This window comes from Bradyrhizobium sp. LTSPM299, from assembly GCF_000938235.1.
Lineage (GTDB): Bacteria > Pseudomonadota > Alphaproteobacteria > Rhizobiales > Xanthobacteraceae > Bradyrhizobium.
In genome coordinates this window covers 205,590-230,946 of sequence record NZ_JYMU01000006.1, presented here as the reverse complement: position 1 = coordinate 230,946, position 25,357 = coordinate 205,590, and the positions used below count along the sequence as shown (strand labels likewise).

Annotated in this window: 25 protein-coding genes and 1 tRNA gene; 16 read left to right on the top strand and 10 right to left on the bottom strand. The window is 61.8% G+C overall.

What is annotated here, in order from left to right; genetic code table 11:
* The first annotated feature begins 206 nt into the window (after positions 1 to 206).
* Positions 207 to 1,319: an acyltransferase family protein gene (locus tag UP10_RS02190; RefSeq protein WP_197086723.1), complete on the top strand. Its 1,113-nt coding sequence runs from the start codon at positions 207 to 209 to the stop codon at positions 1,317 to 1,319.
* On the opposite strand, the gene UP10_RS02185 is transcribed toward UP10_RS02190, so the two are convergent.
* Complete coding sequence (locus tag UP10_RS02185; protein ID WP_156179619.1) at positions 1,316 to 1,579, bottom strand: hypothetical protein; 264 nt, start codon at positions 1,577 to 1,579, stop codon at positions 1,316 to 1,318. The two genes, UP10_RS02190 and UP10_RS02185, sit on opposite strands and share 4 nt — an antisense overlap.
* Positions 1,580 to 1,837: 258 nt before the next feature.
* Between UP10_RS02185 and UP10_RS02180 the strand changes: the two genes are divergently transcribed.
* The 3 genes from UP10_RS02180 to UP10_RS02170 all read left to right on the top strand — a co-directional run bounded on the left by UP10_RS02180 (position 1,838) and on the right by UP10_RS02170 (position 4,371).
* Positions 1,838 to 3,064 (top strand): CaiB/BaiF CoA transferase family protein, encoded by a 1,227-nt coding sequence (locus UP10_RS02180; RefSeq protein WP_044585760.1) that lies wholly within the window; start codon positions 1,838 to 1,840, stop codon positions 3,062 to 3,064.
* A 94-nt stretch (positions 3,065 to 3,158) separates the two neighbouring features.
* Complete coding sequence (locus UP10_RS02175; protein WP_044585759.1) at positions 3,159 to 3,875, top strand: 3-keto-5-aminohexanoate cleavage protein; 717 nt, start codon at positions 3,159 to 3,161, stop codon at positions 3,873 to 3,875.
* 100 nt (positions 3,876 to 3,975) lie between these two features.
* Positions 3,976 to 4,371 carry a RidA family protein gene (locus UP10_RS02170; RefSeq protein WP_044585758.1) on the top strand — a complete coding sequence of 132 codons (396 nt, stop codon included), beginning with the start codon at positions 3,976 to 3,978 and terminating at the stop codon, positions 4,369 to 4,371.
* Positions 4,372 to 4,384: 13 nt separating this feature from the next.
* On the opposite strand, the gene UP10_RS02165 is transcribed toward UP10_RS02170, so the two are convergent.
* Positions 4,385 to 5,074 (bottom strand): TetR/AcrR family transcriptional regulator, encoded by a 690-nt coding sequence (locus UP10_RS02165; RefSeq protein ID WP_044585757.1) that lies wholly within the window; start codon positions 5,072 to 5,074, stop codon positions 4,385 to 4,387.
* A gap of 195 nt (positions 5,075 to 5,269) precedes the next feature.
* Here UP10_RS02165 and UP10_RS02160 point away from each other — a divergent pair, with 195 nt between their 5' ends.
* Together UP10_RS02160 and UP10_RS02155 are read left to right on the top strand one after the other, a co-directional pair.
* A complete protein-coding gene (locus UP10_RS02160; RefSeq protein WP_044585756.1) occupies positions 5,270 to 6,502 on the top strand; it encodes an acyl-CoA dehydrogenase family protein in 1,233 nt (410 codons plus the stop codon).
* Between the two features lie 51 nt (positions 6,503 to 6,553).
* The gene (locus UP10_RS02155) at positions 6,554 to 7,612 is read left to right on the top strand and encodes a phosphotransferase family protein (protein ID WP_044585755.1); all 1,059 of its coding nucleotides are present in this window, start codon (positions 6,554 to 6,556) and stop codon (positions 7,610 to 7,612) included.
* Between the two features lie 116 nt (positions 7,613 to 7,728).
* Here UP10_RS02155 and UP10_RS02150 read toward each other — a convergent pair whose 3' ends face one another.
* A complete protein-coding gene (locus UP10_RS02150; RefSeq protein ID WP_044585754.1) occupies positions 7,729 to 9,075 on the bottom strand; it encodes a hypothetical protein in 1,347 nt (448 codons plus the stop codon).
* 414 nt (positions 9,076 to 9,489) lie between these two features.
* Between UP10_RS02150 and UP10_RS02145 the strand changes: the two genes are divergently transcribed.
* Positions 9,490 to 10,404, top strand: coding sequence for a DMT family transporter (locus tag UP10_RS02145; RefSeq protein WP_044585753.1), 915 nt, complete (start codon positions 9,490 to 9,492; stop codon positions 10,402 to 10,404).
* A gap of 19 nt (positions 10,405 to 10,423) precedes the next feature.
* Here UP10_RS02145 and UP10_RS02140 read toward each other — a convergent pair whose 3' ends face one another.
* Complete coding sequence (locus UP10_RS02140) at positions 10,424 to 11,176, bottom strand: SDR family NAD(P)-dependent oxidoreductase (RefSeq protein ID WP_044586125.1); 753 nt, start codon at positions 11,174 to 11,176, stop codon at positions 10,424 to 10,426.
* Positions 11,177 to 11,272: 96 nt separating this feature from the next.
* Between UP10_RS02140 and UP10_RS02135 the strand changes: the two genes are divergently transcribed.
* On the top strand, positions 11,273 to 11,584 hold the full coding sequence (locus tag UP10_RS02135) for an ArsR/SmtB family transcription factor (protein WP_044585752.1): 312 nt from the start codon (positions 11,273 to 11,275) through the stop codon (positions 11,582 to 11,584).
* Positions 11,585 to 11,697: 113 nt separating this feature from the next.
* On the opposite strand, the gene argE is transcribed toward UP10_RS02135, so the two are convergent.
* Both argE and UP10_RS02125 read right to left on the bottom strand, forming a co-directional pair.
* Positions 11,698 to 12,876, bottom strand: a complete 1,179-nt coding sequence (gene argE, locus UP10_RS02130; protein ID WP_044585751.1) for an acetylornithine deacetylase — start codon at positions 12,874 to 12,876, stop codon at positions 11,698 to 11,700.
* A gap of 8 nt (positions 12,877 to 12,884) precedes the next feature.
* Entirely contained in the window at positions 12,885 to 13,829 is a 945-nt protein-coding gene (locus UP10_RS02125; RefSeq protein WP_197086722.1) for a LysR substrate-binding domain-containing protein, read from the bottom strand.
* A gap of 134 nt (positions 13,830 to 13,963) precedes the next feature.
* On the opposite strand from UP10_RS02125, the gene UP10_RS45110 reads away from it, so the two are divergent.
* Together UP10_RS45110 and UP10_RS45105 are read left to right on the top strand one after the other, a co-directional pair.
* A complete protein-coding gene (locus UP10_RS45110; protein ID WP_050043538.1) occupies positions 13,964 to 14,536 on the top strand; it encodes an MFS transporter in 573 nt (190 codons plus the stop codon).
* Between the two features lie 126 nt (positions 14,537 to 14,662).
* The gene (locus tag UP10_RS45105; RefSeq protein WP_050043537.1) at positions 14,663 to 15,250 is read left to right on the top strand and encodes an MFS transporter; all 588 of its coding nucleotides are present in this window, start codon (positions 14,663 to 14,665) and stop codon (positions 15,248 to 15,250) included.
* Positions 15,251 to 15,992: 742 nt separating this feature from the next.
* Here the strand turns inward: UP10_RS45105 and UP10_RS02115 are convergent.
* Entirely contained in the window at positions 15,993 to 16,778 is a 786-nt protein-coding gene (locus UP10_RS02115; protein ID WP_044585750.1) for an SDR family NAD(P)-dependent oxidoreductase, read from the bottom strand.
* Between the two features lie 137 nt (positions 16,779 to 16,915).
* Here UP10_RS02115 and UP10_RS02110 point away from each other — a divergent pair, with 137 nt between their 5' ends.
* Together UP10_RS02110 and UP10_RS02105 are read left to right on the top strand one after the other, a co-directional pair.
* On the top strand, positions 16,916 to 17,617 hold the full coding sequence (locus tag UP10_RS02110) for a histidine phosphatase family protein (protein ID WP_044585749.1): 702 nt from the start codon (positions 16,916 to 16,918) through the stop codon (positions 17,615 to 17,617).
* 117 nt (positions 17,618 to 17,734) lie between these two features.
* Positions 17,735 to 18,502, top strand: a complete 768-nt coding sequence (locus tag UP10_RS02105; protein ID WP_044585748.1) for an SDR family NAD(P)-dependent oxidoreductase — start codon at positions 17,735 to 17,737, stop codon at positions 18,500 to 18,502.
* Positions 18,503 to 18,606: 104 nt separating this feature from the next.
* On the opposite strand, the gene UP10_RS02100 is transcribed toward UP10_RS02105, so the two are convergent.
* Positions 18,607 to 19,830, bottom strand: a complete 1,224-nt coding sequence (locus UP10_RS02100) for a serine hydrolase domain-containing protein (protein WP_044586123.1) — start codon at positions 19,828 to 19,830, stop codon at positions 18,607 to 18,609.
* A gap of 169 nt (positions 19,831 to 19,999) precedes the next feature.
* Here UP10_RS02100 and UP10_RS02095 point away from each other — a divergent pair.
* A tRNA-Trp gene (locus tag UP10_RS02095) sits at positions 20,000 to 20,075 on the top strand.
* Positions 20,076 to 20,153: 78 nt separating this feature from the next.
* On the opposite strand, the gene UP10_RS02090 is transcribed toward UP10_RS02095, so the two are convergent.
* Entirely contained in the window at positions 20,154 to 21,302 is a 1,149-nt protein-coding gene (locus UP10_RS02090) for a site-specific integrase (protein WP_044585747.1), read from the bottom strand.
* A complete protein-coding gene (locus tag UP10_RS43905) occupies positions 21,299 to 21,856 on the bottom strand; it encodes a hypothetical protein (protein WP_156179617.1) in 558 nt (185 codons plus the stop codon). The genes UP10_RS02090 and UP10_RS43905 overlap by 4 nt, the downstream gene beginning before the upstream one ends.
* Positions 21,857 to 21,960: 104 nt before the next feature.
* On the opposite strand from UP10_RS43905, the gene UP10_RS02085 reads away from it, so the two are divergent.
* The 3 genes from UP10_RS02085 (at position 21,961) to UP10_RS41935 (ending at position 25,214) form a co-directional block, all read left to right on the top strand.
* A complete protein-coding gene (locus UP10_RS02085; protein ID WP_044585746.1) occupies positions 21,961 to 22,209 on the top strand; it encodes a helix-turn-helix domain-containing protein in 249 nt (82 codons plus the stop codon).
* Entirely contained in the window at positions 22,209 to 22,472 is a 264-nt protein-coding gene (locus UP10_RS02080; protein WP_044585745.1) for a hypothetical protein, read from the top strand. Before UP10_RS02085 ends, UP10_RS02080 begins: the two co-directional genes overlap by 1 nt.
* Before the next feature lie 138 nt (positions 22,473 to 22,610).
* Positions 22,611 to 25,214, top strand: coding sequence for a hypothetical protein (locus tag UP10_RS41935; RefSeq protein ID WP_156179616.1), 2,604 nt, complete (start codon positions 22,611 to 22,613; stop codon positions 25,212 to 25,214).
* The last annotated feature ends 143 nt before the right edge of the window (positions 25,215 to 25,357 follow it).

Sequence of the window (25,357 nt, the reverse complement as noted above, 5' to 3'; positions counted from 1 at the left end):
TGACTCGGCTCGGGACACACATGTCCGAGAACGCGGCACCGCCGTGACGGCGAAGCGCCCCGTTCCGAGATGCCGGCCGCATTAAGGTTGATTGGTTAGATTAAGCGACAGCGTTCGTTGTCAATTGCTGCCGCGACGCTAACTTGCAGTCGATCGAAGGCGCATTTTGGCCTTCGACATTGCGTCTTGGCAGGGAGAAGCGGCTTGTGAAGGGTGCGAGTGCGGTCCGCATCGCCGGGTCAACAACCGAGATACTGCCTTCGGTCCAGTGGCTGCGCGGCATCGCGGCTGTCACGGTCGTGACCCATCATCTCAACTTCCACACCGAGTTTCTGCGCGAGAAGGCAGGCCTCGCGCCGTCGTGGTTTGCGCACATTCCGTGGTCGTTCGGGATCCACATCTTTTTCGTGATCTCGGGCTTCATCATGATCGTGACCACGAAGAGTTTCGGCGAGGCGGGCGCGTGGAAAGCGTTCCTGGTCCGCCGCGTCATTCGCATCGTGCCGCTGTACTGGGTGCTGACGACGGTGATGGTTGCAGGCGTGCTGATGGCGCCGCATTCGCTCGAGCTGCCCGCTGACAAATGGCACTATATCGTCAGCTCGTATCTCTTCATTCCAGTGCTGCGCGCGGCCGATGATTTGCGCCCGATCCTAGGGCAGGGCTGGACGCTCGATTACGAGATGTTCTTCTACGCCGCCTTCGCGTTCGCCATCCTGTGGCCACGGCGCATCGGCATCGCGATCCTGACCACAGGCTTCCTTACGCTCGCGATCCTCGGGCGCAACCTCGATATCTCCACGCCAAAGCTGTTCACCTGGACCGACGGCCTGATCCTGGAGTTCATCCTCGGCATGTATCTCGGCCTGATCTACCAGAGCGGTTTTCGCGTCGGCCGGATCGCCGCCATCGCTCTTGTGCTGTCAGGCATGGCGCTCGGCTATCCCGAGTTCAACTGGCCCGCGGTGTTCTCGGCCGGGCTTCCCGCGATGCTGATCGTCGGAGGTCTCGTGCTTTGCCCGCCGCTGAAGGAGTCCGGCGCGACGCTCTGGCTGACGATCCTGGGCGATGCGTCCTACAGCATCTATCTCAGCCACACGTTGGTGCTGCGGCCGTTCCGCGACGTCTGGGCACGGCTGGTCGACGGCGCGTGGTCGCCGGTCCTGTTCTTCATTGCCGGCGTTCTGGTCTCGATCGCGGTCGGCTGCGCCATCCACTACGCCATCGAGCGGCCGATGCTGCGGTTCTTCAGCCGCCGGCTGCGCAGGCCCGCAGGCGCGCAGCGACCGACTGCGCCGCTGGTCGCTGCGAAGGCCTAACAGCCGCGGCAGATGCTTTTCAGCTTGTTGTTGAGCAGGCGATCCTCCTCCTCGGAGGCCGCCTTGGTGTAGGGATCGTCGGCGTGACGCTTGTCGGCCGCCAATCCGCCGGCGCCGTCTGCGCCACCGGTGCGCATGCCGTGCATATGGAAGCCGCCATGCCCGCCGTGTCCGCCACGGGCGTCTGCTCCCGCCATGGTGGCAGCGATCATGGCGAGAGCTATTCCCGCCGCAAATATCGTCCGCATATCCTCGCGCATGTTCTGGCCTCCTCGCGCCACGCTACCGTTGCCGCGGCGTCAAATTGATGTCGGCCGCTTCACAATCGCGCGGGGGAACGGTCCGGCTGGTTCCGGCAAAAATCCGCGGGCGCACCGCACATAGGCCGCAGGCGGATGGTGTCATGCCGACAACGCAGTGCTCGCTCCGCGAAAATGGTGTATCGGCAAGGCCTGCCGCGCCGGGACATGCCCCGGCGCCGTATAATCAAGATTTTGTAAGTTATCGGAGGAAGGTTCATGTCGGCTCTGCCACTCTCGGGCATCAAAATTCTCGACCTGACGCGGGTGCTTGCGGGCCCGCTGTCGGCCCAGATGCTGGCGGATCTCGGCGCCGAGGTGATCAAGATCGAGCGCCCCGGCGGCGGTGACGACGCCCGGGCCTTCGGCCCGCCCTACCTGACGGACCCGGACGGCAAGCAGAACAACAACAACTCGTTCTACCTCTGCGCCAACCGCAACAAGAAGTCGGTCACCGTCAACATCGCCAAGCCCGAAGGGCAGGCGATCATCCGCGAGCTCGCCAAGTCGGTCGACGTGATGATGGAGAACTACAAGGTCGGCGACCTCAAGCGCTATGGGCTCGATTACGAAACCATCAAGCAGCTCAACCCCGGCATCATCTATTGCTCGGTGACCGGCTTCGGCCAGACCGGGCCCTATGCGGGGCGCGCCGGCTACGACGCGATCCTGCAGGCGATGGGCGGGTTGATGAGCGTCACCGGTCATATCGACGGCGAGCCTGGCGAGGGCCCGATGAAGGTCGGCCCCTCAATCGTCGATTACATGACCGGCATGAACACCTCGATCGGGATTCTCTCGGCGCTCTACCATCGCGACGCCAATAATGGCGAAGGGCAGCATGTCGACGTCTGCCTGTTCGACACCGTGATAGCCTCGCTGTCGCATTGGCTGCAGATCTACCTCGTCAACGGCAAGATGCCGCCGCGCCGCGGCACCTGGGGCAATGGCGGCATGCCCGCCGGCGTGTTCCGCTGCACCGACGGCGAGCTGATGCTGGTGGTCGGCAATGACGGCCAGTTCCAGCGCACCTGCGCCGTGCTCGGCGAGCCCGAACTCGCCAACGACAAGCGCTTCGTCAAGAACAACGACCGTGTCGTGCACGGCAAGGAGATCATGGCGATCTTCGCCGGGCTGTTCCTGAAGCAACCGGTCGCGTACTGGCTGGACAGACTGGAGGAGGCCGGCGTGCCGTCAGGTCCGATCAACAATTTCGAGCAGGTGTTCAACGACCCGCACGTCCAGTCGCGCGGCATGCGGGTCAAGGTCGATCATCCCTACGAACCTGATTTGTCGCTGATCCGCAATGCGCTGACCTTTTCTGGTACCCCGATCACCGACTACCGCGCCCCGCCACTGCTCGGCGCCGACACCAAGGACGTGCTGGCGACAATCGGCTACGACGAGGCCAAGGTCGACGGACTGAAGGCGCAGGGGATCGTATAGTGGGCAGGGTAGAGCGGCGGTGACATTCCATCGCCGCTGAACTACCGTGATGCGATTGATCGCCGCGTCAAGCAAAGCTGGGGCGTGACCGCAGATGATTGTTCAGGCCTGCCTCAACGGCGCGCGCCTCACTGATTTTCACCCGCACCTTCCGCTGTCCGCGGACGCGATGGCGGGCGATGGGGCAGCCTGTGTCGCGGCAGGTGCCGCCGAACTGCATATCCATCCGCGCGGCGTCGAACGCCGCGAAAGCCTGAATGCCGTCGATGAGACGGTTCTGGCCGTTCGGCAAAGCTGTCCCGGCACCCTGATCGGCGTCTCCACCGGGGCGTGGATCGAGAACGATGTGGAGCGGACGCGGGCTGCGATCGCGAATTGGCGGCAGTTGCCGGATTACGCGTCGGTCAATCTGTCCGAGCCCGACGCGCCGGCGGTGATGGACGTGCTGCGCGGTCGCCATGTCGGCATCGAGGCCGGCCTCGCATCGGCCGCCGACGCCGAGCGCTTTGTCCGGCTTCCCGGGCATCAGCACGTGTTTCGGGTCCTGATCGAAATCGACGTGCAGGACCTCCGCAAGGCGCTGCGGATCGCGGATGACGTCGCCTCGGTGCTCGATCGCGCCAATGTCCGGCGTCAGATATTGCTGCATGGCTTCGACGCCACGGTCTGGCCGTTCGTCGCGGAGGCGCGCCGGCGGCGCTGGTCGACGCGGATCGGCCTCGAAGATGGCAAGGCGTTACCCGACGGGACCGAGGCAGCCGACAATGCGGAGCTGGCTGCGGCGGCTGTTGCGATCTATCGCGGGGCATGAGACCGTCGCGATCATCATCCACACTTCGACCGGCATCGAAGCATTGTTGACACGAGCCTGCTAGTTTGGTGCCATCGATCCTCCCATCGAAGGTGGCACCATGAAACGAGAAGTCGTTCGCGTCGAGCCGATCTCAAGCTGGCTGGAGCGCTGGAAGGCGCCGGCGTCGCCCGTGACCCGTGCCGGCAACATGATCTTCGTGTCCGGTTTGCCACCATTCGATCCCGCAACCGGCGAGTTCGCCGCCGGCGCGTCGATCGAACGGCAGAGCGAATTGGTCATGGCACAGCTCAAGCAGTGTCTCGAAGCCGCCGGCGCCACGCTCGACAATGTCATGAAGTGCAACGTGTTCTGCACGTCCGCCAAGCACTTCACCACGTTCAACGCGGTCTATGCAAAGTATTTCCCGCACGAACCGCCGGCGCGGATCTTTGTCTGTATCCCGGAATGGACCGGGCCGTTCGACATCGAGGTCGACTGTATCGCGATGATGTGAGGGCAGGGGCGTTTCACAAATCCTGCCGCGTCAGCCGCCCGTGCACCACAGCCGGCCGCGCGGGCGGCTTGCTGGCGGCTTCGCCCATCGTCAGCGCCATCACCGAGACCGTCACTACGCGATCAATGATCCCGGCGACGTCGTCGAGATCGCATTTGCCTTCCGAGAGCCGGATCAGCCGTTCCTTCTCGCGGATGGTGTGGTGCGCCATCGCAAGCGCAAAGTTCAGGCCCCAATAGAGTTCGGTGTCGTCGCGGCCAGGCATCGCGCGGCGCATCGCGGCGGCGAATTTGCGCAAATGATCGACCTCGCGGTTCTTGATGCGGCGGATCGGCGGCACCGATTCGATCGAGGCGCGGATCATGAAGCGCGCGGCCGTGGAGCCTTCGCGGTCGGGGCCGAGGCAGCCGCGCAACGTCGGGCCGACCAAAGCGCGCATGATGTCCTCGATTGAAGCGCGGCCGCCGCCTTTTTCCTCCGCCGCCTTCAATTCATTGAGACGCTCGCGGTTGGTCTGGATGCTGCGGGTCACGAACAGCTCCGCGATCAACTCGTCCTTGGAGCCGAAATGGTAGTTCACGGCCGCGAGGTTGACGTTCGCCTCCGCGACGATGTCGCGCAGCGTGACGTCGCCGAAGCCGCGGTCGGCATAGAGGCGTTCGGCGGCGGCAAGAATGGCGGATCGGGTCTGGTCGCTCGGCATGGGTTACCCCCGATGCTGCGGTTGCATTTCAAACATATGTATGAAACTATCGTTTGAACAGCCGGAAATGTCAATCTGCATCTCGCGGGGCGGCGTTCTGGCACACCACGTCAGCTGTCCCTTCGAACGGCCCTTGCGGTGCGCGGGCGCGAGGTGGACAGTGCGGCCCAAGTCTAGAAAAATGAGGAGCGTCCCATGGATTTCACTTTGTCGGAGCGGCAGAAGGAATGGCTCGAGCGCGTTCAGGCGTTCATGACAACGCATGTTCGTCCCGCGGTGCCGATCTACGACAAGCAGGACGCCGAAGGCCCGCGCTGGAAGGTGATCCCGATCCTCGAGGACCTGAAGAAGAAGGCGAAGGCCGAAGGTCTCTGGAACATGTTCATGCCGCCGTCCTCGCATGAGGACGATGAATTCCACGGCGCGGGATTGACCAATCTTGAATATGCGCTGCTGTCGGAAGAGATGGGCCACATCTCCTGGGCTTCAGAAGTTTTCAACTGCTCGGCACCGGATACCGGCAACATGGAAGTGTTCATCCGTTACGGCACCAAGGAGCAGAAGCGCAAATGGCTGCGGCCGCTGATGGACGGCGAGATTCGTTCCGCCTTCCTGATGACCGAGCCGGCAGTAGCCTCGTCTGACGCCACCAACATCGAGACCCGGATCGAGAAGGACGGCGATCACTACGTCATCAACGGCCGCAAATGGTGGTCGTCGGGCGTCGGCGATCCCCGCTGCAAGGTCGCGATCCTGATGGGCAAGACCGATTTCAACGCTGCCAAGCATCAGCAGCAGTCGCAGATCCTGGTGCCGCTCGACACTCCCGGCATCAAGGTCGAGAAGATGCTGCCAGTGTTCGGCTTCGACGACGCGCCGCACGGCCATGCCCAGGTGCTGCTGGAGAACGTGCGCGTGCCGAAGGAGAACATCCTGCTCGGCGAGGGCCGCGGCTTCGAGATCGCGCAGGGCCGGCTCGGCCCGGGCCGCATCCATCACTGCATGCGCACCATCGGCAAGGCCGAGGAAGCGCTGGAGAAGATGGTGAAGCGGCTGGCGTCGCGCACCGCGTTCGGCAAGAAGATCATCGAGCACTCGGTGTGGGAGCAGCGCATCGGCGAAGCCCGCGCCGATATCGAGATGAACCGCCTGCTGTGCCTCAAGGCTGCCGACATGATGGACAAGGTCGGCAACAAGAGTGCGCAGGCCGAGATCGCGATGATCAAGGTCGCGGCCCCCAACATGGCGCTGAAGATCATCGACAACGCGATCCAGGCCTATGGCGGCGGCGGCGTCTCCGACGAGGCTGGCCTCGCCAAGGACTATGCCCACATCCGCACGCTTCGCTTGGCGGATGGTCCGGACGAGGTGCACAATCGTGCCATTGCCAGACTTGAACTTCGGAAGTATGCAAACAAGTCGCACTAACGGGACGCCGCCTGAGATGGCGCTCCCCAAGAACCGATAGGGAGCGTCATCGTGGCGGACGGCGTCAGGAAAGACGAAGAATTTTCCGGCACAAGGGAAGTCGAGGAACGCCATCGCATCAACGAGGCGAACCTCGACGCCTGGATGCGGGAACACGTCGATGGCTATCAGGGCCCGCTCAAGGTCCTGCAGTTCAAGGGCGGCCAATCCAACCCGACCTACCAGATCGAGACGCCCGGCCGCAACTACGTGATGCGCCGCAGGCCGTTCGGTAAATTGTTGCCGTCGGCGCATGCGGTCGATCGCGAGTTCCGCGTCATCGCCGCCCTCGGCAAGCAGAATTTTCCGGTCGCCAAAGCCTACGCGCTGTGCACCGACGACGCCGTGGTCGGTTCCGCCTTCTACATTATGTCGATGGAAGAGGGGCGCGTGTTCTGGGATCCGGCGCTGCCGAGCCAGGAGCCGGGGGCGCGCCGAAAGATCTTCATCAGCAAGATCGAGACGCTGGCGCATCTGCACATGCTCGAGCCCCAGAAGATTGGGCTCGGCGACTTCGGCAAGCCCGGCAATTATTTCGCGCGTCAGGTCGACCGCTGGACCAAGCAGTATCGCGCCTCGGAAACGCAGCACATTCCGGAATTCGAGAAGCTCGCCGAATGGCTGCCCAAGACCGTGCCGCCGCAGGAGCGCGTCTCGGTCGTGCACGGCGACTACCGCCTCGACAACATGATCTTCCATGCTACCGAACCGCGCGTGCAGGCGGTGCTGGACTGGGAGTTGTCGACGCTCGGCGATCCCATGGCCGACTTCACCTATCTGCTGATGCAATGGACCATGCCAGGCCTGGCGGGCGCCGACCTCAAGGCGCTGAACATTCCGAGCCAGGACGAAGCCGCGCAGATCTACTGCAACGTCACCGGCATGACGGTGCCGGATCTGAACTGGTACTTCTCCTACAATCTGTTCCGGCTTGCCGGCATCACCCAGGGTATTGCGGGGCGGGTCCGCGACGGCACCGCCGCGAATGCCAAGGCCCTCGAATCGGCTAAGCGCACCGTGCCGCTGTCGCAGGCGTCATGGGACTACGCGCAGAAGGCCGGCGCGGTGTGACGCCGACGCTACGTTTGGCGTTGCAATGATCAAGGCCCCGGTTTGGATGCGACGCTTCGAAATCGACCGGGGCCTTTACTTTGCGTGCGGGCATCGCTGACGGGCGAAATCGCGCTTCAATGTGGGCCGCCGGACGGTTGGGGGGGCGCTTTATCGATGCCGCCGTTTTTCGGCTTGTGCGGGGCGCGCGGCGGCTCGGAGGGAGGTTTCCGCGACGCCGTCTTTGCATCGCGGGCCTTCGCGGCCTGCCCCTTGGGTTCATGATAGCGGCCGTCCAGGCTGCTGTTGATCACATCCCAGATCTGCCGCAGCCGCCTGACGTGAAGATCGTCACGGATGTAGGAGATGGCGGCGCCGAGGATGTCCGTTTGGTCGAGGATGCGTTCGGTCCCGACTGCGCCGTCCTGCAGGACGTGGGCCGCCGTGTCCGCAAAGCTGCTGATGTCCAGTCCGAGCAGGATGCGGGCGACGCGCTCCTTCAGCAGCGGATTGTCGAGGCAGCGTTCGAGATCGAAGATAGTGCGGATATGGATATCGCGCAGCGCGATCGTCCGCGCCGGCCCGACGGCCAGGATGAGCTGCGCCTGCGCGACCCAGTCGATCACCTCGTAGAGCCCGTAGGGCGTCTCCACGAAGATCTGGATCGGATTCATCGTCGCCAGGTTCTGCACGTCCTCGATCTCGAACTCGCCGAGGCGAAGCTTCATAAACGGGTCGATGCCCAGGATCATGTCGAGCGGCAGCTCCTCCTGCAGCGCCTTGCTGGCCGGTGAGACGCGCCGCAGCCTGATCCAGGGAAACTTCGCGATCAGCACGCTGATGAAAAGGTCGGGGACGAAGCCAATGACGAACGCCGCGGCAATCTTCGGCTTGTCGCCCAGCAGGTCGAAGACACCGCTCTGTGCCACGGCTGCGCTGACGAACAGTGCCAGCGTGATGTGCATGAAGGAGGTGAAGAACGAGATCGGAGACAGGTCGAAATTCGCGATCCGCCGCACCAGATATTGCAGCGTCCAGATGTAGCTGCTGAGGAATGTATATGTGACCATTCCCGGCCACCCTTTGGGTTGCGCGTAAAAGCTCAGGCCGTGGGGATCATAGAGGCCACTGGAATCGCGCGGCGTGAAAGCGAATTCGAAGCAGAGATACGTGAGCAGGACATAGATCGCGACCGGAAAGACATAGTAGCGGATCGAGTTGGCGTTGGTCGATCCGCTCCGCTTGGGGTTGGACTTGGGATCGTACTTGTATTTGACGAGCTCGAAAGACGGCAGGATGATCGGCCGGCCGTCGGATTTTGCAAACTGGAACAGTCTTTCGAGGTCGAGCACGATCTCGTGCCGGGAGGCACGCACATTCATGCGACCGACATAGACTCCCAGTGGAACAAGAAGGCTGAAGGTGGCGATCGCCATCATGCGAAGCACACTCTCGTCATTCAGAAGCTGATTAAGATAAGACATGATCCAATTCGCCTTTGCTGAGCGGACGTCAGAGACATCTGTGGCCCTCGGCAGGCATCCGGCAGCGTGCAACGGCTTTCTGCTCGTGCATCAATCGTGCCTTGAGGATTCAAACGCGCGATTGGTGCCTATACGCTGACGCTGAACCGGTTATGCGTCGAGGGGAGCTTCAAGAAACTTCCCGGCAATGGACTTGCATTCAATTTCAAACGTCGAATATGAGGGTATTCAACCATTGATAGAATATTACCGCAAGTGAAGCCGATCACACGTCAGGTGGGGCGTTGGTCCCGAAACCGGACACCAAGCCCTCACGGAGCGACAAAAATGCGCGACGCGGCTTGAGTTTGTGGCGCTGTTTTGGCAAGGGAATTGGTCAGATAACCTGCACTTGTCCTGATCGGACGCACCATCTTGAAGCTCTCCCCGAATGTCCGCGGCGGCCTGTTCATGGCGGTCGCGATGGCCAGTTTCACCACCAACGACACCATCACCAAGGCGGTCTCGTCCGAGATGAACATCGGACAGATCATGCTGGTGCGAGGCGGGTTCGCGATGCTGCTGATCGGCGCGCTGGCGCTGCATCGGCAGGCGCTGCGGCCGATGACCGCGTTGGCGGTCGGGCCGCTGAGCCTGCGGGTGTTTGGCGAGATCGGGGGAACACTGACCTATCTGCTGGCGATTGCGCATATGCCGCTCGCCAATGCCTCGGCGATCTTCCAGGCGCTGCCGCTGGTGATCACGCTTGGCGCCGCATTGGTGTTCGGCGAGCCGGTGGGCTGGCGGCGCTTGTTTGCGATTTCGGCCGGCTTCCTCGGCGTGCTCATCATCGTCCGTCCCGGCATGGCCGGTTTCAGCGAGTTCTCGCTGCTGGCATTGCTCTCGGTCGCGTTCTGCGCCGTGCGCGATCTCGTCACCCGGCGCATCCCGGCGGAGCTGCCATCGCTGTTCATCACGCTGGTGACGACGCTCGCGGTGACGACCGCCGGCGCCATCGTGCTGTTTCCGCTCGGCGGCTGGACCCCGCCATCCGCAAGCGCGCTCGGGCTGCTGGCGCTGGCGGCGGTGTTCGTGCTGATCGGCTATCAGTGCACCATCATCTCGTTGCGATCGGGCGATATCTCCGCGGTGGCACCGTTCCGCTATCTCGCGCTGCTCTGGGCGATCGTGACGGGCTATTTCGTATTCGGCGACCGGCCCGATGTTCCGATGATCGCGGGCGCCGCAATGATCGTGGCGTCCGGTCTCTACACGCTCTATCGCGAACGCATCCGTGACCGGTTGCGGCCGGCGGCAAGCGCATCAGGCTTGCCACCGGACGGGTTATGACGTCACGAGAAAAACCGCCTCAGTGCAGACCGCCCGTCACGTGCAACGTTTCGCCGGTGATGTAGGAGGCATCGTTCGAAGCAAAGAAAGCCACCGCCGCTGCGATCTCCTCGACCTTGCCGATCCGCGCCAGCGGCGTGACCGATTCGATCCACTTGCGCATGTCGCCCTCGGCAAGGCCGGCGGAAACGACGCCTTCGGTCGCGATCATGCCGGGGTTGACGGTATTGACGCGGATCTTGCGCGGCGCCAACTCCTTCGACAGCACCGAGGAGATCGCGTCCACCGCGGCTTTGGTCGCGGTATAGACCGCGGCGTTTGGCGGCGCGATCGTCGATACGCCGGAGCTGATATTGATGATGCTGCCACCGGCCGCATTGAAGTGCCGCGCGGCTTCCTGCGAAACCAGCAGCAGGCCGAGCACATTGAGATCGAAATGCTTATGGAAGTGCTCAGGCGTAATGCCATCCAGCGGCGCGAACTCGTAGAGGCCGGCATTGTTGACCAGGATATCGATCGGCCCAAACGCCTTGACGGTCTCTGATACCACCGACTTGACGTGGCTGGCGTCGGTGAGATTGCCATGGACGGCGATGGCCTTGCCGCCCTTTTCGGTGATCGCTGCCACCACGCGCTCGGCCGCCCCTTTGCTGGCACTGTAGTTGACGGCAACCGCGGCACCCTCGGCGGCGAGGCGGACCGCGATCTCGGCGCCGATACCCTTTGACGCGCCGGTTACCAGCGCCACTTTGCCTTCAAGTCTCTTGCTCATGTTGCTCTCCATGACCGCGCGGACGCGCGGCTTGTTCAATAGTTCAGTAATAGTGAACCATTGAACAGGTTCAAGGGCCGCGCTATATATTTCGGCATGGTGCAATTCGTTCACCCCTCGCGCGAGGACATCACATTGGCCGGAGTGCTGGCAGCGCTCGCGGACCCGATGCGGCTGAGGATTGTCAGAAGCCTGCTCGAGCAGGGCGATTGCATGTCGTGTACGGACGCGGCGCCGTGCCCTGGTATGGCCAAATCGACCCTGTCGAACCATTTTCGCGTTCTGCGCGAGGCAGGTCTGATTCAAACATCGAAAAAAGGCGTCGAGCATCGCAATGTGGTGCGCGAAGCCGATATCAATGCGCGCTTTCCCAAATTGCTGAAGACGATTTTGGGGTATCCGGATTAGTCCGTAGGATGGGTGGAGCGCAGCGATACCCATCAAGCTGTCAGGCAACGACGTCCACCATCGTGCTGCGGTGAAGTGATGGGTTTAGCAAGGGCTCTACCCATCCTACGGCATTACGCAGTCGCCTTCGCGCAATACGCGATCAACCGCGCGACGAAGTTTCCGCAGCTCTCGAGCTGCGATATCTCGATAAACTCATCCGGCGTGTGGGCCTGCGCGATTCCGCCGGGGCCGACCACGACCGACGGCACGCCGGCCATGTCGACGAACAGGCTGGCCTCGGTGCCGAAGGCCACTTTGGCGTGGTCGTTGCGGCCCGCGAGTTGCTTCGCCAGCGTGACGATGGGATTCTCCGCGGGCGTGTCCAGCGCCGGATAGTCGAGGATCTCCTCGAAATCGATGCCGCATTCCGGATGCCGCTTGCGCATCGCCGGCTCGATCTCGGCCTTGGCCCAGGCCACGATCGCGTCCGTTACCTGCCGGGACTCGCTGATGCCGATGCCGCGGCACTCGAATTCCACCGTGCAATGATCGGGCACGATGTTCAGCGCCGCGCCGCCATGCACGATGCTGGTCAGAAGCGTGGAGTGCGGAACGTCGTAGAGGCTGTTCTGTTCGGCCTCCTGAGCAAGCAACACGGCGCGGCGGCGAATCTCCGTGATCAGGTCGGCCGCGTATTCGATGGCGTTGACGCCATCAGGCGCGATCGAGGAGTGGCGTGCCAGTCCGCGGAACGTGGCGCGGACGCCGTGCTTGCCCTTGTGTCCGATGATCACCTGCATCTGGGTCGGTTCGCCGACGAAGCAGCCGAGCGGCTTGACCGGCTTGCGGCTGACCTCGCCCAGCATCCGCCGCACGCCGACGCAGCCGATCTCCTCGTCATAGGAGATCGCGAGATTGATCGGGGTCTCGAGCCTGGCTTCCAGCATCTCCGGCACCATGGCGAGGCAGACGGCGACAAAGCCCTTCATGTCGGTGGTGCCGCGGCCGTAATACCGCCCATCGCGCTCGACGAGTTCGAACGGGTTGTGGGTCCATTCCTGTCCGGCGACAGGCACGACGTCGGTATGCCCCGATAGCACCAGGCCGGCCTTGTCCTCAGGCCCGATGGCGACCCACAGCGAGGCCTTCTGCCCGGACTCGTCCACGATCCGTTGCCCGGTCACGCCGAGCGAGGCGAGGTAGTTTTCGATATAGGCGATCAGCGGCAGGTTCGAGCGATCGCTGATCGTGTCGAAGGCGACGAGGTCGGCGAGGATCTTGCGGATACGGTCGGGGCGTTGGGTTTGCATGTCTTGGTCTACTCAATGGCGTTGGAAAACTGGCTGGCCGGGTGGCCGGTCCGGACGAAGTTTGCGAGCGAGCGCGCGGCCGGCGCCAGCGATCCCCGCGCTGGAACGACGACGGCGGTTTCGAGCGTCATTTTGAGGTCCAGCGGACGGAACACCATGGACTTTTCGGGACGCAGTTCGAGCGGGAAGGGATTGAGGATCGCGATCCCGAGGCCGGCGCGGACCATCTCGACCAGAACCACCGAGGTGGAGGCCTCCGCGACGATCAGCGGTTCGGAACGAACCGCTGCAAAGGCTGCATCGATCTTGTTGCGCAGGGGGAAGCGCCGGCTCAATGCGATCATGCGCTCGCCGACGAGATCACCGATCGTCAGTTCGGATCTGATGGCCAGGCGATGCCGCTTCGGAAGCAGCGCATGCGGGCGCGCCCGCCGGAAAATCTCCAGCCGGACACCGTTATGGGACGTCGCCTGGTCCACCAGCCCGAGATCGGCGCTGCCGTCAGCAACAGCCCCGAGACAGTCGGTCGACTTGCCGACTTCCAGATGAACGCGCGTGCCCGGCTCGCGGGCGATGAAGCGCGCCAGCAGCGGCGCGAGAAACAGATGAGCGAGCGTCGGCGGTGCCACGACGCGGATCGTGGTCGCGACGTCGCCGCGCGGGGCCGCAAGCTGATCGAGCAGGTCGAAGACGACGGCGGCCCGCGCTTCGAGCGCGAGGGCTTCCGCAGTCGGCGCGAGACGGCCGTTGCGGCGCGCGAACAGCGGCTGCCCGAGGCGCGCCTCGAGGCTTGCGATCGCGCGCGACACCGACGGCTGCGACATGCCGAGCTGGCGCGCCGCATGTGTCGTCTTTCCCGTCGCGATCATGGCACGCAGCGCCTCGATCTCGCGCAGCGAGGGACGAATCTTGCTGTCGCCTGCCAAATCCACGGTGTTTGGTTTTCTATTCATCAACCGCATAGAAATTCGGAAAGGAAATAAATATTTGCATAGCATGATGCTGCGTGCAAGCTTTTTGCCCCACACGACGAGCCGACGCCGGTTGGCGCGGCATCGACGGGATTGCAACTGGGAGGGGGCACAGAGTGAGCGCAATTGCGGAAAGTGGGGCGGCGAATGAACGTCAGTCGGCGGCGCGCGCCGTCGTTGCGGCGACAGTCGGCAATATGCTCGAATGGTACGACTTCGCGATCTATGCGGCCTTTGCAGTCCCGATCTCGAAGGCCTTCTTTCCGGCTGACAGCGAGGTGGTGTCGCTGCTGCTTGGCTTCGTGACCTTCGGCCTCGGCTTTGTTGCGCGACCGTTCGGCGCAATCGTGCTCGGCGGCTTTGCCGACCGGCGCGGCCGGCGTGACGCGCTGAGTCTGACGATCCTGCTGATGGCGCTCGGCACCGGCATCATCGCGCTGTGCCCCGGTTACAACTCTATCGGACTTGCGGCGCCGATTATCATCCTGGTCGCGCGCCTGATCCAGGGATTTTCAGCGGGCGGCGAGATCGGCGGTGCCCTCTCGACGCTGGTCGAACACGCGCCACCGCAGCGCCGCGCGCTCTTTGCATCGTTTCAGCAGATGTCGCAGGGTGGATCGACCATGCTGTCGGGACTGGTCGCGATCACCATCGCGCTGCTGTTGCCGGCCGATGCCGTGACCGAATAGGGGTGGCGTCTGGCTTTCGTCGTCGGTCTCCTGATAGCGCCGGTCGGACTCTATATCCGCCGCGAGCTCGAGGACGCGCCGCTGTTCAAGGCATCAGACCATGCGGCCGAGGCGCCGATCCGGCTGGTGCTGCGTGAGCATTGGCGCACGGTGCTGACGGGCATTCTGATCGTGATGCTGTGGACCGTCGCGCAATACCTCGCGAATTATTTTCCGACCTTCGCGGTGCGCGAGCTGAAGGTGTCGCTGTCGCAGTCGTATCTCGGCCCGCTGGTGATCGGCACGGTGCTGTTGTTCTGTCCGCTGATCGGCGCGCTGGCGGATCGCTACGGCCGCCGCCGCATCATGCTCGCTGGCGCGGCCGGGCTTGCGGTCGTTGCCTATCCGGCGTTCTCCTATCTGATCGCGGCGCCGACGCCGCAGCGTCTGGTTTCGACTCAGATCGTCGTTGCCGTGTTCATGTTGATCTATACGGCACCGGCCTCGGCGGTGCTGGCCGAACTGTTTCCGACCCGGGTGCGTGCGACCGGGATCTCGCTCACCTACAGCCTTGGCGTCGCGATCTTCGGCGGGTTCACGCCAGCCATCATTACGGCCCTGATCAGCTGGACCGGACAGCCGGTCACGGTGGCGTTCTATCTGATGGGCGCGGCCGTCATCAGCTTTGCGGCGGTTCTGACGCTGACCGATCGCACCGGCGAGGTGCTGAAGTGATTTGGCTCCAGTCTTCGTCAAATCGCCAATCACTGAGTTGCCCGGCGGGTCAAGCCATCGCGACAGAAGTAATTTCGTATTTTCGGAATTTGTGCTTGATGCGCACCCCAACTCAGCCGTTTAATACCGCCGTCCCACCCGATCGAGGGGCGTGCGCACGTCACGCACGCGCGGTGGGATGCGGTGGACGCGGAATGCGCAACTGACGAGTGCGCATGACGCGGACGGTGAAATCGTGTGGACCTGACGCCCCAGTGGCAGGTGTCCTCTCGTGAAGTACGCGAAAGCGTCTTTGCGAGGGCGGTGACGAGCAAGCCTAGTCTCGCCAAGAGCACGTATAAGCCGTAACCCATCGCGAAGCCGGAGTGCCTCCGCTGAACCTGTATGCTCGTGTGCGTTTCTCTTTCTACTTTTGCACACGAGACCGCGGGCGCAGCGTGCACCCGGCTTTCCCTGCGCCCTCTGTTTCGAGAGGGGGCGGAACGAAGAGCAAAGCTCGGACAAATCATGTCGCGAGATGGCGAAGTTGCGTCCTCATTCACAGCTGTCATCGCCCGGCCTGTGCGCAATTGCGCACCTGGACCGGGCGACCCAGTACGCCGCGGCCCATCGACTCAATCACGACTGCCTCTGGAATACTGGGCGGATTCAACCGGTCGCCCGGTCAAGCCGGGCGACGACACTGAATGTTTGGCCTCAGTCGAATTCCAAAAACCGGTGGGACGACGAGTTGAGAGAACCCCTAAATCGGCTTCCCCGCATACGGCATCGATGCCGTGAGCCCACCATCGACCGGGATCGCCTGGCCGTTGACGTAGGAGGCGTCGTCGCTCGCCAAAAACAATCCCATCGCCGCGAGCTCGTGCGGCTGGCCGGCGCGCTTCAAGGGATTGAGCTGGCCGATCTTGTCGGCGGTGCCGCGCTCCTTGGCGCGGTCGAACACCGGTTTTGTCATGCCGGTTTCGATCAGGCCCGGGCAGACCGCGTTGATGCGCACGCCGGTGCCGGACAGCGAGTAGGCCGTGGTCTGCACCAGGCTGATGACCCCGGCCTTGCTCGCACCATAGGGATGTCCGCTGGCGCCGGACTTCAGGCCTGCGACCGAGGCGGTGCAGACGATCGAACCGAAACCCTGTTTGGTCATGTGCGGAATCGAATGCTTGATGGCGAGGAACGGACCGATCAGATTGACGCGCAGCACCTCCTGCCAGTGTTCCACGGTCTGGTCGGCAATCGGCACCAGGCCACCGCTGACGCCGGCATTGGCCCAGATCGCATCGAGCTTGCCGTATTTGGCGACAGCTTTTTCGATGAAGGCCTTCACGTCGGCTTCCGAACCCGCATCGGCGGTGACCGCTTCGACGGTACCGCCGGCATCGCGCACCAGCTTTGCGGTTTCGTTCACGCCGTCGGTGCGGTCGACTGCGATCAGCTTGGCGCCTTCCCTGGTGAACAGCAGCGAGGCCGCGCGGCCGATGCCGCTTCCGGCGCCGGTGATGATGACGGATTTGCCTTCGAGGCGGCCCATATGTTTCTCCCTGGTGACGTGTTCCTTCGCGCTTGCCGCGCGACGGAATTCAAACAAGATTTCAAACGTCCGAAGCACTTGAGACGATGTGCAGCGTGACGTACAGCGACAGGGGACAGTATTGAAGGGTCTTCGCCATGTCCAATCCAGACAAGCCAAAGGTGACGGTGACGCGGTGGTGGTGGGTGCGTCACGCGCCGGTGCGCAGCGATGGCGGTAACATCTACGGGCAGGCGGACATCGAATGCGACACCGGCGACACCGAAGTGTTCGAGGCGGTCGCCAAAATGCTGCCGCGCAATGCAGTGTGGTACGCCAGCAGTTTGAAGCGCACGCATCAGACCGCGGATGCGATCTGGGCCGCCGGCTTTCCGAAGCCCGCTGAGATGACCAAGGACGCGGCCTTCGCCGAACAGAATCTTGGGCAATGGCAGGGCATGAACCGCGCTGTGTTTCTGGCGAGCCAGCCCCCGGGCCGCGCCTGGTTTGCCGACGTCAACGAGCCCGCGCCCGGCGGCGAGAGTTTCATGGATCTCTATACAAGGGTCTGCCGCGCGATCGTGCGGATCACGGCCGCGGAGGCGGGCAAGGATATCATCGCGGTCGGCCATGGCGGCGTGATCAGGTCTGCGGTCGGCCTCGCGCTCGGTGGTCAGCCGGACCGAGGCTTGTCGTTCGACATCGACAACGTCTCGGTTACGCGGCTCGATCACATCGCAGGTCCCGGCCTATCGACGTGGCGGTTGCCGATGGTGAACCAGCAACCCTGGATCGCCGATCCCAGGCACGCCGCGATGCATCAGCCGGCCGGGCCGGAGGTGACTAGCAAGCTTGCTTGATCGTCATTCCGGAATGGTCCGAAGGACCATATCCGGAATCTCGAGATTCCGGGTTCGACGCTGGCGCGCCGCCCCGGAATGACGCTAAGACGAAAACCTCACACCTGGGAGAGAAACATGACCTTGTTCGACATGAAGGGAAAAGTCGCCGTCATCACCGGCTCGACGCGTGGCATCGGACGCGCCATTGCCGAGCGCATGGCCGAGCACGGCGCCAAGGTGGTGATCTCCTCGCGCAAGGCCGACGTTTGCGAAGAGGTCGCGACCGACATCAACGCGACCTACGGCAAGGGCACAGCCGTGGCGATCGCTGCGAACATCTCCTCAAAGGAAAATCTGCAAAACCTCGTCGACGAGAGCAACCGTGCCTTTGGCAAGATCGACGTGCTGGTCTGTAACGCGGCGTCGAACCCGTATTATGGTCCGCTCGCCGGCATCTCCGACGATCAGTTCCGGAAAATCCTCGACAACAACATCGTCGCCAACAACTGGCTGATCTCGATGGTGGTGCCGCAGATGATCGAGCGCAAGGACGGCTCTGTTATCATCGTGTCCTCGATCGGCGGCCTGAAGGGCTCGACCGTGCTCGGCGCCTACGCAATCTCCAAGGCCGCCGACATGCAGCTCGCGCGCAATCTCGCCTGCGAGTACGGCAAGCACAACATCCGCGTGAACTGCATCGCGCCGGGCCTGATCAAGACCGACTTCGCCAAGGCGCTGTGGGACAATCCGGACACGCTGAAGGCCTCGACCGCCCGCTCGCCGCTTTTGCGCATCGGCATCCCCGACGAAATCGCGGGCGCGGCCGTGCTGATGGGCTCGAAGGCCGGCGACTTCCTGACCGGCCAGACCCTCGTGATCGACGGCGGCGCGACGATTAGTTGATGGTTGGGAGTCATTCCGGGGCGCGCGTTAGCGCGAACCCGGAATCTCGCGCAACAATGTTGGGATTCCGGGTTCAGCCCTGCGGGCTGCCCCGGAATGACAACTCACTCCACCGCCGCGTACACGCCATTCCGCACCAGCGAGCGGAAATATTCGCGCTGGCCGGGGCCCTGCATCATGAAGACTGCGATCAGGTCTTCGCTCGGGTCGATCCAGAAGAACGTGCCGGCCATGCCGCTCCAGAAGAACTGGCCGACCGAGCCGGAGAATGGCGCGATGCCCTGCTGCATCCGCACGGAGAAGCCGAGGCCAAAGCTGTGGCCAGGCGACACCAGCGTGCCCTGGATCTTGACGTCAGACCCGAGATGATCCGCCGCCATCAGCTGCAATGTCTTGCGGCCGATGATCCTGGTGCCATCGAGAGAGCCGCCGTTGAGCAACATCTGGGAGAACCGCGCGTAATCCATCGTGGTCGAAACCAGGCCGCCGCCGCCGGATTCCATCGCCGGCTTCTCCAGCATGTTGAACAGCTGGACCTTCTCCCGGCTCCACGGATCCATCGCAAACGCCTCGGCGAGGCGGCCGGCATTTTCCTCGCCGGTGTGGAACGCGGTCTCCGCCATCTGCAGCGGGTTGAGGATGCGCTCGGCGAGGAACGCGCTGAGCGTCTTGCCGCTGACCACTTCGATGATGCGGCCGAGCACGTCGGTGGAGCGGCTGTAGTTCCATTCGGCGCCGGGCTGGCAGATCAGCGGCATGCTGGCGAGCATCGTGGCGTGCTCGGCATTGGTGATCTTGCGGCTGCGCAGCCGCGACTGCTGGTAGAGCCGCTGCACCAGGCCGCTGCCGGTGTGGTCGTATGTCAAACCGGAGGTGTGGCGGAGCAGATCCTGGATCGTCATCTGCCGCTTGGCGGGAACCAGTTCGAGCTCGCCATTGTATTCGACGCCGACCTTGGTCTCGGAAAATTCCGGAATGAATTTCGCGACGGGATCGTTGAGCAGGAAGTGGCCGTCCTCGAGCAGCATCATGATGCCGATGGAGACGATCGGCTTGGTCATCGAGAAGATGCGGAAGATCGCGTCATGCGCCATCGGCGCTCCGGCCAGCGGGCTCTGTCGGCCGATCGCGTCGAACCAGCCGATCTGGCCACGCCGCGCCACCAGCACCGTCACGCCCGGCGTGGTTCCCTTGTCGACCTCGCGCTTGAAGGTGTCGCTCATCGCCTGCAGCCGCGCACTCGACAGCCCGATCGCTTCGGGCTTGGCGAGGGGGAGGGACGGGGTTTTCGGGCTGCTTGCGTGCTTGGTGGCGGTTTGAGCGTTCATGATCTCTCCCTTGCGCATGCTTCTTGCGGCGGCGTATCGCCGGTTGGTGATGGCCGGAGTCTGGCGCAGAAGTTCTGCATTGAACAGGACGTTAACCGCTTCACTCTTGCAAACCGGCCATGCCCTGTGCTTGAAACGGCGCGAACCGGCGGCGACGCCGGTTCCCTGCAGGAGTGTAGCTCAATTGGTAGAGCACCGGTCTCCAAAACCGGGGGTCGCAGGTTCGAGCCCTGCCACTCCTGCCAGATAACATACTGAAATTACTTGAGATATTTGTTCGCAAATGTTCTCAAATTCTCGCGCTGCTACCGTTTTGCTACCATTCACCGCTTTTTCATCGCGGCTTGTAGAGCAGCATCGGCACGGGCGGCGGCGTCTTCTTGCATCCCCGGCATTACATGGCTGTAGAGGTCCAAGGTGATCCCGACTTTGCTATGCCCCAACCGCTCTGAGGCGACCTTAGGGTGGGCTCCCGAGGCCAGCAGATGCGTTGCGTGTGCATGTCGCAGGTCATGGAAGCGGTAAGCGGGCAACTCTGTTCCACGGATTAGTCTGACCCATTCGTGGGTAATCCATGTCGGCTGCATCATTCGACCGTCCGCATGGGCGCAGACGAAATGGTCCTCGGATAGCCTCACGCCGAGCTTTAGGAGGCTCTGGGCTTGTTCAATCCGATGGGCGCGCAGTTCATCAACGATTGTCTGCGCCAGCGCCACGGTCCGCGCCCGTCCACTCTTTGGCGGTTTGAGCCGAACGGTTCCGTTCATCTGTTCCGCGCTTTCGACCACGGCGACCTGACCGGCGTCCAAATCGACCGAACGCCAGCGAAGCGCCGCTATCTCGCCCCGGCGCATTCCCAGAAGCACGGCCAGCAACGTGGGGATAAACAAGCCAGTTCCTCGCATGGCTCCAATCAGTTCGCCAGTCTGTTTCAAATCGTAGGTTGTCATGGTGGCCCGCTCGACTTTGGGAGGGTCAACGGCGTCGGCTGGATTGCGGGCGAGCAACTCCCAGCGGACGGCTTGCGCCAAGGCCTGCTTTAGCACTCGGTGACAATGATGCACCGTGCGAGGTGCTAAGCCGCCACCGCCGTCACGCCGGCCACTGGTGAGCGCTGTGGAGTAGGCGGTAGAAATTGCCATCGGGGTGAGTTTCGTCAGCGCGATGCTGCCAATTAAGGGCGCGATATTTTTTCGAGCGAGTTCGCCGTAACGTTCAGCAGTCCGAGGGCTCACCTGGGATTTGATGTGCTCCAACCATTTGTCGAGATATTCGGCAACGGTGGTCTTGCTCGGTTCAAGATAACTCCCGGCCTGCACGATAGAGATCAGCCGAGCGCTTTCGATCTGCGCCTGTCGCTTCGTACCCTTAAATGAATGCCACTTCCTGCGGCGCTTCCCGGTCTGAGGATCGGGGATGTCGAGGATGATGGCCCAATGGCCGGGCGAACGCTCGCGGATATGGCCCTTCATGATCGCTCTCCTCGTGATTTTATACGGAATACGTTGTCTGCCGGGGAAGGAAGCTCACTTTGTCTAAGTAGACCTCGGAGATAAGGAAGAATCGCACTGGGCATTTCCGCGGTGATGAAAACAAATGCTCCAAGCGACGCTTGCCCGAATTGAATCGAACCACCGCTTTTCAGGCCGACAGCAGCCGTTCGCGGCTGGCGAAAAACTTGTATCCAGGTGATTTCATCGTCGTCCGATGAAAGGCAGTGCACAACCGCCGATCTAAAGGTACGAACTGTGGGCAACGCGTCCGCGCTCTGGGATTTATGACGGATTGCCTTCGAAACTTCGTTCGTATGTGCGACGACGTCAGACAGGCTATCTGTGGCCAACACCGAAATGATTAGCATAGCAACATTCTCGGGCGTCGCCTTGACCCCGCTGCCTGGGCCGCGACCCTTCGTTGCCGTTAACAGGCCACCGCGCACCAGTGCTCGTTGTCGTTCGTATAGGGCATATTCCGAAAGCCCCAGAACGTCCGGCAGCAGCGGGATAAAAGATTTCAGGCTGTGCATATTCGCGTTCTAGCCCGAATAATAGTGTATGTCCACCATTGAATGGTGTGAATTGTACACTACTTGCCTTCTTAGTGGTGATGTCCACCATTGGAGGCCATACAATGTATCGCAAGGTTTATAGTAGAGAAAACAGCCGCTTAGTGGGCGACAGCCGGTTGGTTTATGAGGTCCCGGAAGCGGGGGAAATGCTCGGCCTTGGTCGGAATGCCAGCTATCAGGCGGCAAAGCGGGGAGACATTCCGACAATCAAGATCGGCAAACTCATCAGAGTTCCGAAGGTGGCGTTCGATCTTATGTTGAAAGCCGTTGCAGCTCCAAGCGTGGCCGCTCAAACCGAGGAGGAATTTTGATGGTGAAAATTCCCTTGGAGCACCAAGAATTCTTGCAAAACAACAAGCAGGTGGTTTTTCCGGACCAGCGCATTCGCTTAATGACGCTGACGTCTATCCGTGACGCGGTAATTGCCGGCAAAGCCGATGGTTGGGGTGTGATCGACTTTGATTTCGATACCGGAGAAGCGACGTTCATCTGCGTCTATTGCGCGACAGGTGTTGAGCATCCCGACGCAGAGGCTTTTTCAGTCAAGCCTGGGGTCTTGAGTACGCTTCACTGACACGGACTTGCAGACTGATGCTGGCGTGCTCGGCAGCGTGTGAGCACGCCACAACATCATCGGGATTTTTTCGGCCTTCCGACAGTACGAACTCCTGGATCCGCGCCGAACCAAAAAGCGATAAAAGGAATATGGACAATGAATGAGCATTCGATTCACTCAAAGGCAGCGTTGCGCGGCGTAGATTTAGCACCAATGGCGCTTTCGCCGAACAAAGCCGATATTTCCGCGCATCTTTACGCGCTGTTTTCCCCGGCGTTAGCGAAGTCGTATCCTGATGCTTGGATAGAGATCGCGTGGAGCGATCCTGCGAATGGCGATCTCAATAGGGCTCGCAAGTTTGCCGCGCACGATCTGGAAACTATTGCGGATTTTGCCGAGAGAAAAAGCCGAGCTGGTTGCAACGTCTATGTTGGCGCCGCATTGCGTCAGGGGGACATGCCGCCAAAGGGCCGGGCGAATGACGATAACTTTCAGACTACGACATTTGCCTGGGCCGAGTTCGATGGCGCAGGCGACGCCACACGTATCAACATGGTACTGGAGGCAAACCAGCTGACGCCAGCATTGGTTGTTACCACTGGAAGTGTGCCACATCTCCGCGCGCATCTATACTTCGCTATCGATGATGGGGCCGACCGTACAAAAGTGGTCGCGGCGCTCAAATCGCTAAAGGTTCTGCTCAAAAGCGACAACGTGGATAACGCCAGCCGTGTGATGCGATTGGCCGGCACTGTCAATTATCCGACACCGAAGAAGGCGTTGGAGCGCGGATATGTCGTAGAATTGGTGACATTGCGTCAACAACAGCACGCCCCCGTATATCGTCCGACCGGTCTGGCGCCAGTAACGGATCTGGCCAATTCTTTTACGAAGCAGGGCGAGAGTGCCACGGGCGGACGCAGCGATGATGTGCTGGCGAAGTTGCTTGAACAAAGCCGCGTCGATGGTCAGTGGCACGAATCGATGCGGAGTGTAACGGCAACCATGGCTGGTCGCGGAAGGTCGGCCATCGAGATCCGATTAATGTGCGGATCTTACTGCAAGGGTGGTGCCCAGGATGCCGATCTGAAGGTGCTGATTGACGGGGCGATTGCCAAATACCAGTCCGGCGATGGTCTTGACGTCGAACGATCGTCGGCCAGAGAAGGCGATGAACGTGTGGCCAACCAGGCTCCGGTCGCAGCCGAGCTTCCAGTCCTTCAGATCAATCAGCGCATCTCAATGGTTACGAGCAGGACGCAGAAATTATTGATCGATGCCAGTGTCCCGTTCTATCAGCGCGGGGGCGAATTGGTGCGGCCGGTAATCCGAGCGGTTAAGGCGGCGCACGGTCGCTTAACCAAAACAGCACAGCTAAAGCCTGTAACCGCAACGTACTTGCGCGACACCATGTGCCGCCACATCCTGTGGGAACGGCTTACTGATGGGAGCTGGAGTAGCGCGATGGCCCCAATGAATGTCGCCACCACATTGTTGGATCGTGACGGTGTATGGGGATTTCAAGAAATCGTCGGGGTGATCGCTACGCCTACGATGCGGCCCGATGGATCGCTTCTCGTTAAGCAGGGTTACGATCTTGCGACCAGATTGCTTCTGATCGAGCCTCCACCGATGCCGGCGATTCCAGATGAGCCAACACGAGGCGATGCCCTGGAAGCACTCGCGTTGCTTGATGAACTGATCAGCGAATCACCGTTTGATGACGATTCGTCCAGATCAGTTGCCTTGTCTGGTCTCATCACGCCGGTGGTACGCGGCGCATTTGCGGTGGCTCCAATGCACGTTTCGTCGGCGCCGGTGGCTGGCTCTGGCAAATCGTTCCTATGGGACGTGGCCGCGGGAATATCGACCGGCCAACAGCGAATGCCAGTGATCGCCGCGGGCAATGAAGAAGAAACCGCAAAGCGCCTAACCGGTGTCATGCTTACCGGGCAGCCGCTCATCTCGGTCGATAACGTAAACGGTGAACTCAAAGGTGATTTTCTGTGTCAGGCGATCGAGCAGCACTTCCTTGACATTCGCCCGCTCGGTCGTTCCGACATCGTCCGTATCCAAACGGGCGGCGTGACGATCTATGCCACCGGCAACAATATCATCATCGTTGGCGACCTATGCCGACGCACCATAACCGCGCGCCTCGATGCCAAGTTGGAAAATCCGCAGTTGCGGCAGTTTCGTAACAATCCAATAGGCAAGATTCTCGATGATCGCGGCACGTACATCGCCGCGTGTTTGACAATCTGCCGCGCTTATATTGTCGCAGGCAGGCCAGGACTGTTGCCTCGGTTAGCATCGTTCGAGGGTTGGTCCGACACTGTCAGGTCTGCGTTGGTCTGGCTCGGCAAGGCCGACGCGGTCGACAGCATGGAGGATACCAGAGCGGAAGATCCACAGCGAGCGGCGCTGACCGATTTGCTAAACGCATGGTCTCAAGGTCACGGTGTTGGGTCAGGGAGTGGTGTCTCATTGGCGGTTATCATCGAGAAGTCGATGAAAATGGAAAAGATGGGAGGAAGCGAAACAGGCGAGTTCAAATATCCAGAGCTCAATGCGGCCGTCCGGGCGGCTGTGTTGGCGATAGCCGGAAATTCGCCAAGCTCAAAAATCGATCCCCCGCGGTTTGGGCAATACTGCAAGGCGAACAAGGGCAGGATTGTCGATGGACTTTTCCTCGCAAACAGGCCGAGCAGCAGAGGTGGTGCCGCGACGTGGTGGGTCGATCAGGCAAAGGCAGCATGATGGGGGAGATGGGGGATGATGGGGCAGTTTAGCTTCGGTCGAAGCGACGGTGGCATGAAGTAAAGCTGACCCTTTTTAGCACTTGCCTGAAATTGCCCCATCATCCCCCATCACGCCCATCATTGGGGGCGTCGATGTTGCTG

Bases quoted from the DNA above. Each gene is read 5' to 3' on its own strand.
- UP10_RS02180 (WP_044585760.1), top strand. From the start codon at position 1,838: ATGTCGGCTCTGCCACTCTCGGGCATCAAAATTCTCGACCTGACGCGG.
- UP10_RS43905 (WP_156179617.1), bottom strand. From the start codon at position 21,856: ATGCACAGCCTGAAATCTTTTATCCCGCTGCTGCCGGACGTTCTGGGG.
- UP10_RS02080 (WP_044585745.1), top strand. From the start codon at position 22,209: ATGGTGAAAATTCCCTTGGAGCACCAAGAATTCTTGCAAAACAACAAG.
- UP10_RS02085 (WP_044585746.1), top strand. From the start codon at position 21,961: ATGTATCGCAAGGTTTATAGTAGAGAAAACAGCCGCTTAGTGGGCGAC.
- UP10_RS41935 (WP_156179616.1), top strand. From the start codon at position 22,611: ATGAATGAGCATTCGATTCACTCAAAGGCAGCGTTGCGCGGCGTAGAT.
- UP10_RS02100 (WP_044586123.1), bottom strand. From the start codon at position 19,830: ATGAACGCTCAAACCGCCACCAAGCACGCAAGCAGCCCGAAAACCCCG.
- UP10_RS02175 (WP_044585759.1), top strand. From the start codon at position 3,159: ATGATTGTTCAGGCCTGCCTCAACGGCGCGCGCCTCACTGATTTTCAC.
- UP10_RS02150 (WP_044585754.1), bottom strand. From the start codon at position 9,075: ATGTCTTATCTTAATCAGCTTCTGAATGACGAGAGTGTGCTTCGCATG.
- UP10_RS02160 (WP_044585756.1), top strand. From the start codon at position 5,270: ATGGATTTCACTTTGTCGGAGCGGCAGAAGGAATGGCTCGAGCGCGTT.
- UP10_RS02140 (WP_044586125.1), bottom strand. From the start codon at position 11,176: ATGAGCAAGAGACTTGAAGGCAAAGTGGCGCTGGTAACCGGCGCGTCA.
- UP10_RS02125 (WP_197086722.1), bottom strand. From the start codon at position 13,829: ATGAATAGAAAACCAAACACCGTGGATTTGGCAGGCGACAGCAAGATT.
- UP10_RS02090 (WP_044585747.1), bottom strand. From the start codon at position 21,302: ATGAAGGGCCATATCCGCGAGCGTTCGCCCGGCCATTGGGCCATCATC.
- UP10_RS02110 (WP_044585749.1), top strand. From the start codon at position 16,916: ATGTCCAATCCAGACAAGCCAAAGGTGACGGTGACGCGGTGGTGGTGG.
- UP10_RS02185 (WP_156179619.1), bottom strand. From the start codon at position 1,579: ATGCGCGAGGATATGCGGACGATATTTGCGGCGGGAATAGCTCTCGCC.
- argE (WP_044585751.1), bottom strand. From the start codon at position 12,876: ATGCAAACCCAACGCCCCGACCGTATCCGCAAGATCCTCGCCGACCTC.
- UP10_RS02170 (WP_044585758.1), top strand. From the start codon at position 3,976: ATGAAACGAGAAGTCGTTCGCGTCGAGCCGATCTCAAGCTGGCTGGAG.
- UP10_RS02135 (WP_044585752.1), top strand. From the start codon at position 11,273: ATGGTGCAATTCGTTCACCCCTCGCGCGAGGACATCACATTGGCCGGA.
- UP10_RS02165 (WP_044585757.1), bottom strand. From the start codon at position 5,074: ATGCCGAGCGACCAGACCCGATCCGCCATTCTTGCCGCCGCCGAACGC.
- UP10_RS02115 (WP_044585750.1), bottom strand. From the start codon at position 16,778: ATGGGCCGCCTCGAAGGCAAATCCGTCATCATCACCGGCGCCGGAAGC.
- UP10_RS02105 (WP_044585748.1), top strand. From the start codon at position 17,735: ATGACCTTGTTCGACATGAAGGGAAAAGTCGCCGTCATCACCGGCTCG.